The 14,613-nt window shown below is 38.3% G+C and carries 11 protein-coding genes and 1 rRNA gene; 5 read left to right on the top strand and 7 right to left on the bottom strand.

Annotated elements, in window-relative coordinates; genetic code table 11:
- A 16S ribosomal RNA gene (locus F4694_RS26045) occupies window positions 1–66 on the bottom strand; the annotation flags it as partial.
- 449 nt (window positions 67–515) lie between these two features.
- Between F4694_RS26045 and F4694_RS26040 the strand changes: the two genes are divergently transcribed.
- A complete protein-coding gene (locus F4694_RS26040; protein WP_179602825.1) occupies window positions 516–1,439 on the top strand; it encodes an AEC family transporter in 924 nt (307 codons plus the stop codon).
- Window positions 1,440–1,461: 22 nt separating this feature from the next.
- On the opposite strand, the gene F4694_RS26035 is transcribed toward F4694_RS26040, so the two are convergent.
- Window positions 1,462–1,635, bottom strand: a complete 174-nt coding sequence (locus F4694_RS26035; protein ID WP_179602824.1) for a hypothetical protein — start codon at window positions 1,633–1,635, stop codon at window positions 1,462–1,464.
- Between the two features lie 44 nt (window positions 1,636–1,679).
- Window positions 1,680–1,922, bottom strand: a complete 243-nt coding sequence (locus tag F4694_RS26030) for a hypothetical protein (protein WP_179602823.1) — start codon at window positions 1,920–1,922, stop codon at window positions 1,680–1,682.
- Window positions 1,923–2,079: 157 nt separating this feature from the next.
- Here F4694_RS26030 and F4694_RS26025 point away from each other — a divergent pair, with 157 nt between their 5' ends.
- The 3 genes from F4694_RS26025 to F4694_RS26015 are packed head-to-tail and all read left to right on the top strand — an operon-like array spanning window position 2,080 to window position 6,017.
- On the top strand, window positions 2,080–3,669 hold the full coding sequence (locus F4694_RS26025; RefSeq protein WP_257029399.1) for a spore germination protein: 1,590 nt from the start codon (window positions 2,080–2,082) through the stop codon (window positions 3,667–3,669).
- Complete coding sequence (locus F4694_RS26020) at window positions 3,656–4,873, top strand: Ger(x)C family spore germination protein (RefSeq protein WP_179602822.1); 1,218 nt, start codon at window positions 3,656–3,658, stop codon at window positions 4,871–4,873. The genes F4694_RS26025 and F4694_RS26020 overlap by 14 nt, the downstream gene beginning before the upstream one ends.
- Before the next feature lie 34 nt (window positions 4,874–4,907).
- Window positions 4,908–6,017 (top strand): GerAB/ArcD/ProY family transporter, encoded by a 1,110-nt coding sequence (locus tag F4694_RS26015; RefSeq protein WP_179602821.1) that lies wholly within the window; start codon window positions 4,908–4,910, stop codon window positions 6,015–6,017.
- A gap of 37 nt (window positions 6,018–6,054) precedes the next feature.
- On the opposite strand, the gene F4694_RS26010 is transcribed toward F4694_RS26015, so the two are convergent.
- The 4 genes from F4694_RS26010 to F4694_RS25995 form a co-directional block, all read right to left on the bottom strand.
- Complete coding sequence (locus F4694_RS26010) at window positions 6,055–8,916, bottom strand: leucine-rich repeat domain-containing protein (protein WP_179602820.1); 2,862 nt, start codon at window positions 8,914–8,916, stop codon at window positions 6,055–6,057.
- Between the two features lie 232 nt (window positions 8,917–9,148).
- Window positions 9,149–10,255 carry a Ger(x)C family spore germination protein gene (locus tag F4694_RS26005; RefSeq protein ID WP_179602819.1) on the bottom strand — a complete coding sequence of 369 codons (1,107 nt, stop codon included), beginning with the start codon at window positions 10,253–10,255 and terminating at the stop codon, window positions 9,149–9,151.
- Window positions 10,252–11,355, bottom strand: a complete 1,104-nt coding sequence (locus tag F4694_RS26000; RefSeq protein ID WP_179602818.1) for a GerAB/ArcD/ProY family transporter — start codon at window positions 11,353–11,355, stop codon at window positions 10,252–10,254. Before F4694_RS26000 ends, F4694_RS26005 begins: the two co-directional genes overlap by 4 nt.
- The gene (locus tag F4694_RS25995; RefSeq protein WP_179602817.1) at window positions 11,340–12,809 is read right to left on the bottom strand and encodes a spore germination protein; all 1,470 of its coding nucleotides are present in this window, start codon (window positions 12,807–12,809) and stop codon (window positions 11,340–11,342) included. The genes F4694_RS26000 and F4694_RS25995 overlap by 16 nt, the downstream gene beginning before the upstream one ends.
- Window positions 12,810–13,075: 266 nt before the next feature.
- On the opposite strand from F4694_RS25995, the gene F4694_RS25990 reads away from it, so the two are divergent.
- Complete coding sequence (locus F4694_RS25990) at window positions 13,076–14,521, top strand: L,D-transpeptidase family protein (RefSeq protein ID WP_308806715.1); 1,446 nt, start codon at window positions 13,076–13,078, stop codon at window positions 14,519–14,521.
- Window positions 14,522–14,613: the final 92 nt, after the last annotated feature.

Here is a 14,613-nt window from a genome sequence, read left to right as displayed (position 1 = left end):
CTCGACTTGCATGTATTAGGCACGCCGCCAGCGTTCGTCCTGAGCCAGGATCAAACTCTCCAAGAAAGTTGATTAGCTCATTTGTTACGTTGGCTTAGCTTTTTAATAAAAGCTAAAAAATTTGTTTGTTGACGTTCTTGTTTGTTTAGTTTTCAAAGAGCAATCTAACATGTCTTAAGCGACAGTGATATTATCTTATCACATCTCTATGATTATTTCAATATAATAATTTAACTTTTTTTCGTTCTTACTTTCAAGCTAGTAAAACTGGCGTTAAAAGCAACTTCCTAATAGTAGCACCTTCAAATCAATTATGCAACAAAAAGTTTTCTTTTTTTAAAATAGCATTTCCTCATCTTCCTTTAAGATAACCATATCTATTCATATTATAGTAAATAGTAATCTTATTTTAATAAGAAAATCTATTATTATATAATTAGAATACAATTTGAAGAAACACCTTTAAGTAGGCTTCACAGTAGATGATAGAATGTTAATTTGAGAGGAAGTTATTTATGTTAGCTGAAATTTTTGACACGCTTTTTGATGTGATTGTACCACTCTCGATACCCGTAATAGCAGGGGCCTTGCTTAGTCGGTTTGGGAAACTGGAAATCAAGCCGCTTTTAAATTTTGCCTTATATTACATAACGCCTTTCTTAATATTTGATACTTTAATGGAGGCGCGCCTTTCGCCTGAGGATATTTATTTGACACTTTCATATTCCCTGTTAAATCTAATTCTGCTTGCCGTTGTTGCTAATGTCTTAGGCAAATTACTCAAACTGCCAGCCAATGATGTAGCTGGGTTGACCTTAATTTCCTCATTTACCAATGCGGTTAACTATGGAATTCCACTCATGTTGCTTGCTTTCGGTCAACTAGGGCTCGAAAAAGCCTCCATTTATATTGTAATGCAAATGGTTATGATGCATACGTTAGGAATCTTCTTTGCAGCGCGCTCTCATTTCACCATAAAAAATGCGATTAAATCAGTGTTTTCTCTGCCAGCTATTTATGCCGTCTTGCTAGCTATGGTGCTACGCGCACTTAATTTAAACCTGCCAGGAGGACTCTCCACAGGAGTATCCATGATCGCGGAAGCCTATCCCCCCATCGTGCTAGCTGTCTTAGGTGCACAAATGGCCAACGTGAAAACAGAAAGTATCACTAGGAATACACGAATCACCTTTTGGAGCGGCATGGGCATGAGGTTGTTGATCGCACCGTTGATTGCATTATTATGTTTACATCTATTAGAAATTAAAGGCATTATGTTCTCCACCCTATTGGTATTATCATGTATGCCCGTTGCGATCAATGCCGGTATATTAGCAGAAAAATTTGATGCCTCACCAAGAGTGTTAACCAAAACGATTCTCTGGACTACCTTATTGTCCTTTTTCGTGTTACCAGTATTGATTGTTTTGGTTAGGTAGAACTCAGGTCCTTTGGTCACCACTACACTTCTGAAGTACTACACGATTCCTTTTTGTCAAAGGCCGCTTCGCTATTATTAATTGGAGGCGGCTTTATTGGGGAGTCAAACCTTAACAGAACGTTCATAATACCTGTCAGAAGAAGTACCGCATTCCGACTGCTCCCCAATCCTTCACCTTCACCTTCACCTGTCAAAAGATAACCTGCTCCTGTTTTCCTATATTACCTCTTATACCTACCTACTCCAAAATCTTCGCCAGCTTCCTGCTTATCCATTTATTCGTCAATGTATATAGCTTCTTTAGTAAATAAATTGCAATCAAAAAAACAAATACAAAGTATTCAGGAACTTCCATGACACGAAAAGGGCTTACGGCATTACGCCAAGCGGTCTTCATTTCAAATCCCAACAAGAGGTCTATTCCAAAGGAACAACTGATTAATACGGTTAATATCATAATCGTAATAAAAATAATCTTCATTCTCGTATCACCTTTTTTATGTATGATTCCACTTTCTCCACAAATTCCTTTTGGTACTTTTTAGAAAATCAGGAATACCTTTTCTATATTGGTGAAAAATAAAATAAAAAGCAGGAAAGGTTTAGTGACAATGTCTCTATTTTCCCTATCCAAAAAAATGAAAAAATTAAAAATACAAAAGAAACCGGCTCAACAGCATGATCTGCCAGCTAAAGCCCTTCAAAGTTCTTTACAAGAGCAAATAGATTACATTAAAGAAAAAACAGGAAATAGCATTGATGTTGTCATCCGAAAATTACAGCTTGGGGATGGCAAGAGTGCAGCGGTTGTGTTTGTAGAAGGAATTGCAGATAGCAAAGCAATCAATGACTTTTTGATTGAATCGATTATGAATAAACATCCGGTTCACAACAGCCAGCCTATTTTTGAAATCCTTCTTAAAGAGGTAGTAGCACTCGGTGATGTGAAAGAAATTACGGATTGGGACAACTTGTACCTGTCCTTAATGTCTGGTGAGAGCATTATCCTAGTGGATGGAGCCCAAAAAGCACTTAGTGCAAGTACTAGAGGTGGAGAGCATCGTTCCATCCAAGAACCTGGCAGCCAAGTAACGGTTCGTGGGCCGAGGGATGGGTTTACCGAATCCATTCGTACCAATACAGCTTTAATTCGCAGACGAATTCAAAACCCCGATTTATGGCTGGAAAATATGAAGATTGGCAGCGTCACGAAAACAGATGTTTCCATGATGTATATTAAAGGTATTGCAAAGGATGAAATTGTCGAGGAAGTACGGAATCGATTAAAAAGAATTGAAATTGACAGTATTCTTGAATCAGGTTATATCGAACAGCTGATCGAAGACCAGCCATTTACGACATTTCCAACCCTTTATCATACGGAACGGCCAGATATGGTCGCCGGAAATCTTCTTGAAGGCAGAGTGGCGATCATTGTGAATGGAACGCCATTTGTCCTGATCGCACCGGCTGTTTTTATCCAGTTCTTCCAGTCAGTAGAAGACTATTATGGCCGGGCTGATATAGCGACAGCACTAAGATTCTTACGGATATTAATATTCTTTATCTCAATTATTGCGCCAGCTGCTTATATTGCGGTGACAACCTTTCATCAGGAGATGATCCCCACACAGCTGTTAGTTGCAATTGCGGCTCAGAGGGAAACTGTACCTTTTCCTGCGTTGGTCGAAGCATTGATCATGGAAGTATCTTTTGAAATCCTCCGTGAAGCAGGAGTAAGGATGCCCAGAGCTGTAGGTTCAGCTATCTCAATCGTTGGCGCGTTGGTTATTGGGCAGGCAGCCGTACAAGCTGGTATTGTTTCCCCTGCTATGGTCATTATTGTTGCCATTACTGCAATAGCTAATTTTGCAACTCCTGCATTTGCCGTAGCGATCTCAGCACGATTAATTCGCTTCGGATTTATGTTTGCAGCTGCAACCTTTGGTTTTTACGGAATCATTTTGGGTGTCATTATTTTAGCCGTACATTTATGTAGTCTTCGCTCTTTTGGGGTACCTTATTTAACCCCAATGGCACCACTTATCCCGGCTAACCTCGGAGATACAATCGTCCGTCTGCCAATGTGGGCACAAAAAAAACGACCAAGGCTTTTTAGCGATAATAAGGAAAACCGGGTAGGCGATAACCAGAAACCACAACCATCTCAAAGCAGGGGGATGGTCAACTCCGCATTAGAAAAAGGTGACCAAGATGAACAAAATTAACCGCCTGATGTGTTCCTTAGTCATAATAGGCACTGCCCTCCTTTTATCAGGTTGTTGGAGCAAAAAGGAATTAACTGATTTGGCGATTGTGGCTGCACTTGGAATAGACAAGAATGAAGAAGGCAGATATGTTGGCACCTTGCAAATTATTAATCCAGGTAACGTTGCAGGCGGCATGCAAGGCGGCGGCGGAACTCAAGGACCTCCCGTTTCCGTCATAACGGGAACAGGAGATAGTATTGTGGAGTTAAGTAGAAGGACGTCCCGTAAATTGTCAAGAAGACTTTATTATGCGCATACAAATTTAGTTGTCATTAGTGAAGAGCTTGCAAAAGAGGAATCCATCAGCAGTATTCTTGATCCACTGGAACGGGATGCGGAATTCCGGAGTACAGCAATCATTGTGATCGCCCAGGGAGAGAAAGCTTCTGATATTGTTAAAATATTGACATTAATAGATAAAATCCCAGCAAATAAAGTAATTAAAACGTTAAAATTTACTGAAAGGACATGGGGAGAAAATATCTCTGTTAGCATGCAAGAAGCGATAAAGACACTTGTCTCGCCCGGTAAGGAACTGGCGGTTTCGGGATTTCGTATAAGCGGAGACGTTGATAAAGGGAAGAAAATGGAGAATACACAGCAAACAGAACCCTCCTCCCTACTTTACACAGGGAGTCTTGCAATATTTAAAAAGGGGAAGTTAATCGCATGGATTGATGGGGAGACTGCAAGAGGATCTGTATTCCTCCTCGACAAGTTAAATGCATCTGCAATTGCTGTAAAGTGGGAAAGAAAAGACGAGGCTATGGTATATGAATTAATCAGACAAAAAACAAAGGTAATGGCAAAAATGGAAAAAGGTAAGCCCATCGTTTCAATTAAGGTTCAAGCGGAAGGTAATATAGGTGAGGCAAGAGTACCCATAGACCTTACTAACCCTGATGTTCTCTTAAAGGTAGAAAAAGTAATTGAAAAGGAAATTAAAAAAGAGATTACTATGGCTGTGAAGCAGGCCCAAAAAAATAGATCTGATATTTTTGGTTTTGGAGAAGCACTTCATCGAACAAACCCTAAAGAATGGAAAAAAATAGCCGCTAAATGGAATGATATTTATTTTCCAGAAGTTAAAATTGATATAGTAGTGGATGCCTTTATTCGTCGTACAGGATTGCGTAACAACCCCCACCAAGTGAATAAGTAATAATTAAAAAGGATGAAAAGGATGTGACAAAAGCGTGGAAAAGGCAAAAATAAGCTTATACCAGCTTTTTGTCCTAATCTTGTTATTTGAACTCGGCAGTGCGATTTTGGTACCTCTTGCAATTGACGCCAAACAAGATGCCTGGCTGGCCATTCTGAGTGGTTTGATAGGGGGGCTATTCTTATTCTGGATAAATTACCGTTTATTTCTTTATTATCCAGAGTTAGCCCCCCCGGAATATATGCAAAAGCTGCTTGGAAAAATAGCGGGTACATTCCTTGCCTTTTGGTATATTATTTTTTTTATGTATACGGCAGCCAGGGTACTTCGCGATTTTGGGGAAATGCTCCTGACCTTTGCCTATCTCGAAACTCCCTTATTTATTGTAAATGCCCTATTAATGCTGGTTATTATTTATGCTGTTAGCAAAGGTATTGAGGTCGTGGCAAGAACCGGAGAATTATTTTTTGTTTCTATCTATTTTCTTGCTATTACTGGTTTTATTCTCATTGTCTTTTCTGGGCTTATTGATTTGAATAATTTAAAACCAATGCTAGAGGAAGGCATTTTTCCAATAGCCAAAGTAGCTTTCACACAGACCTTATATTTTCCATTCGGTGAATCCATTGTTTTTTCAATGATTTTCCCCTATATAACCAAAAGAAAAAGTGTGAAAAAAGTAGGGTTATTTGCAATAGGCTTGAGCGGAATTAATCTTGCCATAACGATGGCAATAAACATTGGTGTATTAGGTGTTGACCTTGCATCACGCTCGCAATTTCCGCTTTTAAGTACCATTCAAAGTATACAAGTGGCAGAATTTCTTGAACGTCTTGATGTTTTTTTCATGATATCTATGGTCATCTGTATATTTTTTAAGGTAAGCATTTATTTTTATGCGGCCGTTGCAATTGCTGCAGTGATATTCAAGATAAAGAAACCTTCCAAGTTAACCTATCCTATGGGGATGGTGGTTTTGTTCATGTCCGTCACAATTGCAAGCAGCTATGCTGAGCATTTAAAGGAAGGGTTAGAATTTGGTACACGCTATGTGCACCCGTTCTTTCTTGTTATAATTCCCATGTTACTCTTAGGGATTGCCTTTATAAAGAACCGAAAACGTAGTAGTCATCAAAAAATATAAAGGACAAAGGGCTAAGACCCCTTGTCCTATTCTTAACTTATTTGTTTATTACTTTCCTGCGTTTAACTACAAGGAACGTGAATCCTACTGCAACTAAACCAAGTCCGAACACGAACAAATTAAAGCTGTTTGTTGCTGTGTTTGGCAGATTCAGTCCAGGTTTTTTTGTACCTTTATCAACCGGATTTGAATGATTTTCAGTTTCTTTACCTGGATTAGTTGGAGATTTATCAACATCTCCAACGGTTCCTTTATCATCTTCAGAATCCCCAGGATTAGGTTCAGGAGTATCCTGGACAGCAGATGTAGTAACAACAGTAGTTCCATAAATAAAACTTTCCGAGTTCTCACTTATTCCTAAGACTTCAATCTTATACTCTGTTTCCGCTTCAAGATCAGTGAAGGTATAAGAAGAATCAGTTAAATCAATAGCCACTTCTTCCCCATCTACTAGGACATAATAGAGGTAATCCTGTACATCGTTTTGCGGAACAGGTCCCCAGCTAATCTTAATCGTACTTTCCGTTACTTCATCGACGGAAATGTCCAGATATTCATACATAACGATGACCCCATTGTCTTCTAACGTTTGAATGACAGATCGTGTCTCAGAGCCTTCCGTTAAATCGAGTGGATTGTTCATGATTAAGACGTATTGTAAATTCTCTAATTCTAGCAGACTTGAAATATCGTCAATATCGTTATAGCCAATGTTAAGAAATTCAATATTTAAGTTCGCTAATGGACCAATATCTTTTACCTTATTTTCTTGTAAAGACAAAAAAGAAAGCTTTGAAAATTGAGATAGAATACTAATATCTATTATTTCATTGCCATCGAGGATTAACGATTCTAAATTTGTTAATGCCGCCAGCCCAGAAATGTCTGACATTTTATTATTGCTTAGCGATAAATAAACTAAATTCGATAATCCAGCTATTGGCTCATAATTGCGAATGGCGTTGGAGTCCAATAACAATTCCTGCAGATTCGCAGCTAACTCTAATCCTTCAAGCTCTTCAATTCCCCGATCGCTCGCATCTAAGCTTATCAGAATGGTCATATCACTCTCGTAAAGGTCACGGGAGTAAATATGCAAAGCATCACGTACTGCCTCTTTCAGAGCTGGATCCTTAAATTGAACCACTTCTCCCTCTGGTATAGGGGGTGTTGTCAAATAATTATAGGCACTAGCCCAAACATTACCAACTTTATCAACAGCTTCTACACTAATCTCATATTCTGTCAGGGGCTCAAGATCACTTAGCTCATAACCATTCTCTTCGACTGGTAATTCTCCCACTAACTTACCATTTAGATAAACGTTATACCCGCTGATGAAATCAGTAACGCCAGGAAAATTAAATTCAAATTGAATCAAGGATTCCGTTACATCCTGAATCGAAATTTCGAAGTTTTCTAACAGCCACTCAACTGAAACCCCAGCTGTAATTAATTTTTTTAACACTTCAGCATCTTCGGAACCTTTTGTAAATTCAAGACCTTCATTACCGATTAACGTAACATAAGAGAGATTCGGTAATGCGTTCAGGACACGAATATCTTCAATTTGGTTAAAAGATAAAAACAAAGATTCAAGGTTTTGCAAGTTTTTCAAGTCATCAAGACTCGTAATCAAATTCTCATCCAAATCCAGAGACACTAGATTCGTAAGGTTCGCAAGCGGTGATAGATTTTCAATTTGATTACCATATAACATAAGACTTGTAAGATTAACAGCATACTCCATGCCTGTTAAATCACTAATGTCTGAATAGCTGGCATCTAAATCAGTCAATTTTTCCATATCATCCGTATAAATGTCACGGTGCTGGATTTTCAATTGATTAGCAATTGCATTTTTTAGATTTTCATCTGCAAAAACAACAACCTCACCTGCAGGAGGTGCTGACGTCATAATTTCTGCAGTAACGGTCTCGCTTGATCCATCCTTATAGACGTACTCTACTTTTACCTGATACGCCGTTTCAGGTTCCAATTCTGAATACGTAAAAGATGTAGAGTATGGGTCAGTGATTTCTTCAGCCAGTTCGTCATTTAAATAGACAAGGTATTTTTCTACTATTTCGGGATCGACAAACTCTCCCCATCCGATTGAAATCGACTGCTCCGTTGTTCCTTCAATCTGTAGAACCTTTTTTATAACTAGTTGTTCGTCAGGGAACACGATTTCAACTGGACTTGTTACATAATCTTTCCCACTCTCAATCGTAAATGCAGCCGTAATATCTTCTTCTGTGGAGTAGTTGTAGGTATTTAAGCTGTATGCTCCGATAGGAAGTTCAATATCACGGGATTCAGCCTCGTATTCTACAAAAAATCCTTCATCATCTAAATAACCATAATAAGAGATTTCGGAACCTTCTTCACCGATTATTGAAAAATCAAATCCCCATGGAATCGTACCTTGATCCGTAACCACCTTGATATTTGTCGTAACAACATCTACATCTGACTCAAGGGTTACTAGTACATTACCTTGCAGTTCTTCTGCTTGTCCAACAAAAGTATGTTCTACTGGCGCACTTATTACCTTTTCACCGGTGGAAAGGGTTCCAGCGATTTCGTATGTGTATTGGGTGTTCTTTTCAACATTTTGGTCTTCATAGGAATACCTTTTTACATTTTCCTCTGAAGTTTCATCTAATGGTACCGGCTCTATATCCAGCACTTCACCATTTTTTATTAATTGGTAGTCTGTAAAATCCTCTCCCTCATTCACCACTTCCCAGACAAGAACCGTGGACTCTTTTTTCTCTGTCACGTCTAGTAATTGCAACCCTGCCGCAGCATAAGTTTTTAAACTAGTAAACGGGCTAAACAAAGAAAATACTAGTACTAGAACGATTGAGAGATTCGTCCATTTTCGATTATGCAAAATGCGCCCTCCTTAGTATAAAAGTTTTACTAACAAAATTATTATATAATGTTTTGCAGGAAATTCGATACAATTATTTACTAAATTTTTACATATTTCGCTAACCTAAATATACATAAAGAAAATTGTAAGTAAAAGGGAACCAAAGCTTAAAAGCCAGGTTCCCTATTTACTAATATAAACTCTCGGTATTGCAGAGATAAATCAGCCAAAAAACCCTAAAAAAAGTAACTTAAAACACATTCCCGGTTTTTATGATGTTTACCTTTACCACAGGCTCAATTTGAACATTTTTATATTCCTGGTCCCAATTCATTTTCTTCCATAGTTCAGGATGGAAGCTGGAGATTTGCCGGCCGATCCCAAACGCGTCACAGTTGGCTTTTACTAACGTATTGGTGATTTCCTTAGCCTGTTTGGTTAATTCATTAGAAAGATCGTGATTTAGTTTTTGGATATTTAATTCATTTTTAATATCCTGAGGATAGCTAATCACTTCAATATCTATTTTGAGATTAATGTTACAAGTAATTTTTTCATCATGATCCACTTGGACTTCTAAGTTTCGTGATAAATCTCTAGTTGCAAAAGAAATCGATCGGCCATCTTTTTTTGAACCGAGGATCAATGCCATTCTATTCGTTTTGTCTAGTTGATTCATTAAGGACAATAGTACACCGCTTTTTTCCTTCGGTATGGTGCTGCCTGTATATCGATCACCGTTAAATAAGGCTACTCCTGCCACTGTAACCTTATCTGGCTTTACTCTTTCAAGATAAGGCAAAATCATATCCTTACCGGGGTCTAATATATTGTTCCAAACCGTAAAGGTATTTTTTTTTGGAATGACCGTATCCGCTTCCGCCCCCTCAAGTAATTGCAAGATGACGAATGCTATGGGGCTTTTTTCTTTTTCCACAGAGAGAATCTCTTTCCCTTTTCCTTTACTAATGACAATCTTGGAAGATAAATAAGACTCCCTATTCCGATAAAAAAACTCAACTAAAGGATGTATACCCTTTTTAGCAAGTTCTTCGCCTATGATTAAAACGTGTGCTTTACTCGCATCAATTTCTCCTGAAATTTTACTGTCGACATCTAATCCCAAACCAACAATCGTCGGCCTTTCAGCTTCGACTAATTCATCAGAAATTTCAAATAAACCTCCGCCCTTACTTTGTATGTTTAATGCTCTCACTGCAACGGTTATGTGACCCTCTTCTGTTAGATCGAAACTAATTCCGTTCACCAGTGTTCGGTTCACAAGAAGCCGCTGGTCCCAACAGCCAGTCAACACAATGGGGAATATCAACAAAATCACAAGAAAGATTTTTCTCATCGTGATTCACTCATTTCATGCTTTTTCATCAGAATCGAAAGAACTAAGAGCAAGGATGGAATCAAAAATACGACCACATAACTTAGATAAGAAACATATTGGTTAAACAAGGTAATGATGGTGTCTTCGTTAGGAATCAAGGTAATCAAAAAAAGAATGCCTCCATTTAGTACGACAGCCTTCCGGTAATGATTCTTTTTTTCTAGATTCAAGCTTTTACTTGCAGCAAATAAATAGGTAATAATCGAAGTGGCCATCGGCACCATCCATACGGACAGAAAAATAAGATCGACCCGATCAATCATTTTATAGGATATTCCTCTAAGTAGATTTAATATCGGTTCCCTCATTTGAGTCAGCTGATCAGTACTAAAACTGATGAGTGTAATAAAAATAAAGTACGTGTAAAAGAGAGTGATAAAAAGGTTGGCAATTGATACTGTTTTCAATACTCCCTTTTTATTTTCAATAATGAATGGGAAGAAAAAAAGCAGCGCTTCGAATCCTAACATCGCGAGAAGCGAGTTATTACTTCCCATTAAAATATTTTTAATTCCTGAACTGCCAATCGGAAGGACATATTGAAATTCTTTCGGAGTAAACCAGCTTAATACAGATGTAAACCATAAAATTAGTATTAAGGAGGTAGCCAGGACAAAAAACCTTGCGATGATTTTTAAATCACTAATCGCTAAATAAATACATGCGGTCAAGATTAGTAGCGAGATCATCCATCCAGGTGTTAAAGGCAATAACCATAAATTAATGACTTTTATAAAAAGAATCGTCGCTAAACCTCCGACAAGCATGAAATTCATATAAATAAAGACATTAAGTAATTTTCCTAAAAAACTCCCGACTACCTTCTTAGTTATTTCTGTATACATAAGGGTCGGAAATCGTTTTAACAATTGCCAATAAACGACTAGCATTACTTGAACAGCCACCCCTGCAAGGATGGTAGAGATCCACCCATCTCCTTTCGCACTTTCCTGCACAGCATGCGGCAAGGATAAAAGGGCCACACCAATTTGACTTTGGATTAATAGAAAAAACAACTGAAATTTAGTGATCTGATTTGTCGTCATTTCCTTTTCCATGCCCTTGCTCTCCCTTGTTGATTCGCATAAGCTGGCTTTGCGTCAGTTGGTCGAGTATTTAATTTCCATAAAGGCAGCCGGATGAACGAATCCTTTAGCTCCTCTTTTTTAAATGGCGCTAACGGTGAAAAATAAGGCGTTCCAAAAGAATCTAGTTTACATAAATGTATAAAAATTAACATCAACACAAAAACAATTCCAAAAAACCCAAACAATGTTGCAGCAATCATCGTCGGAAATCCTAACAGCCTTGCACTCGTCCCCATTTCATTGATCGGCGCCACAAAGGAGGCAATGGCGGTAAAACCGATTACAACAATCATCATATTCGATACGATATGGGCGTCTACCACAGCTGTCCCAATGACTAATCCCCCGACAATCCCGATGGTTTGAGCGATTGGTGACGGCAAACGAATCGATGCCTCTTTTAATAGTTCCAAAATGATTTGCATCGTTAAGGCCTCCACAAAAGGTGGAAAGGGAACATATTCTAAGGAAGTCCGAATGGAGTATAGGATTCCAATCGGAAGGACCTCTGAATGAAAAGTTACAATCGCTATATAGATAGCAGGCAAACTAATCGCGACAATGAAGCTAAAAATACGAATAACTCGAAAGAAGGAACCAACCAGCCAGCGGCTATTATAGTCATCCGGCGCCTGATAAAAGGCAAAAAAAGTAATTGGAACCACTAACACGCGGGGACTTCCATCCACAATGATGGTAACCTTTCCATCGGCTAAATAGGAAACTGCTCTATCCGGTCTTTCTGTTGCTAAATTTTGCGGAAAAGGCGAAAAAGGATGGTCTTCAATCAGCTCCTCTAAATCTCCAGTGGAATAAAGCTGATCAATTTCAATCGAAGATAATCTCCGCTCCACCTCGACAACCAGTTCTTTATTCGCTAGATTTTCTAGATACACTATACCCACTTTCGTTTGGGTAAGGTTTCCAATTGTAAAATATTTCACTTTCATATATGGGCTTTTTATTCTCTTTCGTAAAAGCTGCAGATTGGAGCTAAACTCTTCGACAAAACCATCATGAGAACTTTTAATATTCCGCTCATTATTCGGTTCCTCAATGGACCTGCCCTCTATTCCTCCGACAGAAGCGGTATATGCTTCGGAACACTCTTCTAGAAAAATCACACAGAATCCACCTAATAATTGTTTCCCCACTTCAGAAATCAGCGTGGTCTTTTTTACTTCTGCTGCATGGACAATTTGTTCAATATCATCGAATTCGCTTTCTAAAATGGGCTCAATAATAGAGGTCTGAAGAAGTTCTTTTTTTACTAATGGATCAAGATAAAGAATGACACACTTCTGTTTTGCCATGGCGAGTTCTTTTTTCATTAAATCGTCTGTATGACAAAAATGCTCTTCTAACATTTTTATATTTCTCTCAATATTATTGGAAAGCTGTCCCGTTTTATTCGAGAAACTCATGTCGGAAAACTCCTTAAAAACCTAGTTATTTCCTATTATTTCCCTAATTTCTATCCATATTCTTCGCGCTAGACATGTATCGAATTTATCGATTGGTTTACTACCATTTTTTACAAAAAATATATAGTTAAAATTTATACAAATAACGACAAAGTTTACGTTATACTATCATGTAGTATTGTAATGAAAGTTTAATAAATATGTAAAATAATAGGAAATTAATGGTAGAATGGGATTTAGAGCAAAGGTATGTGGAGGGAACATTTGTGGAAAACGCAGTAGAACAAAGTGTTGAGGAGATTAACCATTCACGGAGCAATAAAACGCAGTGGTACAAAAATTGGAAGCTCATGTCAGCAATCATCGGCATTATGATTGTTCTGATAGTGTCGGGGATTAGTTTTTATCAGGCAAATCATTTCAATGCAAATACATCAATTAATAGCATTGAAGTTAGTGGCCTAACGACTCATGATGCTCTCAAAAGGTTACAATCTACTGTACTAACAAACAAGGTCTATATTGGAAAAGAATTAATAGTAGACGGAAATGATACAAAGATGGGGTTCACCGAGGAGGACCTACCGGCAGTTAAAAAATTATTAAAAAACCAGTGGACATTTTTTCCTTCCTTTAAAGCAAAGGATTTTTCGTTAACACCAGGCAAACAGGACGAATATCGTAGTGTAAGTCTGAAAACCGAACTGGAACAAAAACTGGGCGCGATGAATGAGAATTTACAAGCTCCCAAAGACGCGCAGGTAACCTTACAAGAAGGAAAAATAACAATCATAAATGGTGTAGATGGTACGCAGTATGACGTGGCTAGCATATTAAAGGAGTATGAAAAACATCCATTTACGAGTGAAATTCATCTGAATCCTATCTTAATTCAACCGTTCATGGAAGACAGTCAGCTGGTAAAAGACCAAGAGAAGAAGCTGCAAGAGCTCCTTGAAAATACGGTTGACTATAAGGTACAGGATAAAGTCTATACGTTAAAGGGCAGTGAAGTGATTCAAAATGCCTCTGTCTCAACAGATATGACAGTTTCGATTGACCCAAGCACCATTAAGGATAAAATTGCTGAAATTAATAACACCCAATCCACATTACGAAAAAATTTCAACTTTACGACCCACTCAGGTTCAGTCATTTCGGTTAAAGGTGAAGGCTATGGCTGGGCACTTGATGTCGAAAAAGAGGCAGCACTTGTTCAAGCTGCTTTTGAAAAAGGAGAGAAATCCATTTCTGCTTCCAACATACACGGAAACGGCTGGAACAATGAGGGCTATGGGTACGAAACTATTGCCAATAATGGCATTGGTGGCACCTATGCCGAAGTATCCATTGCCGAACAGCGTATTTGGCTTTACAGAGATGGAAATTTGGTATTAACGACAAATGTTGTTACCGGTAAACACAGTACGGGTGAAGATACTTCACCTGGTGTATGGTATATACTCTTTAAACGCACCCCATACACACTAAAGGGAAGCGCCGTCGGCAAAGCTGATTATGCCGTCGAAGTCGATTACTGGGCACCCTTTACCAACAGCGGTCAAGGATTTCACGACGCCAGCTGGAGGACAAACTGGAACAACAACGCCTATCTTACACAAGGATCCGGCGGCTGTGTCAACGTATCTCCTAGTATGATGAAAACCGTTTATGATAACCTCAGTGTCTATCAGCCAGTGGTTGTTTATTAAAAACTCTTTCTGAATAACCTGTATTTCTTTGAAACACATTAAACCTGTGTGCTCATAGAAATACAGGTTTTTTTATTGCAAAAAATAAGGAA

The organism is Neobacillus driksii (genome assembly GCF_013409995.1).
Lineage (GTDB): Bacteria > Bacillota > Bacilli > Bacillales > Cytobacillaceae > Neobacillus > Neobacillus driksii.
This window is presented reverse-complemented; position numbering and strand designations above follow the sequence as displayed.

Bases quoted from the DNA above. Each gene is read 5' to 3' on its own strand.
- F4694_RS26040 (WP_179602825.1), top strand. From the start codon at position 516: ATGTTAGCTGAAATTTTTGACACGCTTTTTGATGTGATTGTACCACTC.
- F4694_RS26030 (WP_179602823.1), bottom strand. From the start codon at position 1,922: ATGAAGATTATTTTTATTACGATTATGATATTAACCGTATTAATCAGT.
- F4694_RS26025 (WP_257029399.1), top strand. From the start codon at position 2,080: ATGAAAAAATTAAAAATACAAAAGAAACCGGCTCAACAGCATGATCTG.
- F4694_RS26020 (WP_179602822.1), top strand. From the start codon at position 3,656: ATGAACAAAATTAACCGCCTGATGTGTTCCTTAGTCATAATAGGCACT.
- F4694_RS26005 (WP_179602819.1), bottom strand. From the start codon at position 10,255: ATGAGAAAAATCTTTCTTGTGATTTTGTTGATATTCCCCATTGTGTTG.
- F4694_RS26000 (WP_179602818.1), bottom strand. From the start codon at position 11,355: ATGGAAAAGGAAATGACGACAAATCAGATCACTAAATTTCAGTTGTTT.
- F4694_RS25995 (WP_179602817.1), bottom strand. From the start codon at position 12,809: ATGAGTTTCTCGAATAAAACGGGACAGCTTTCCAATAATATTGAGAGA.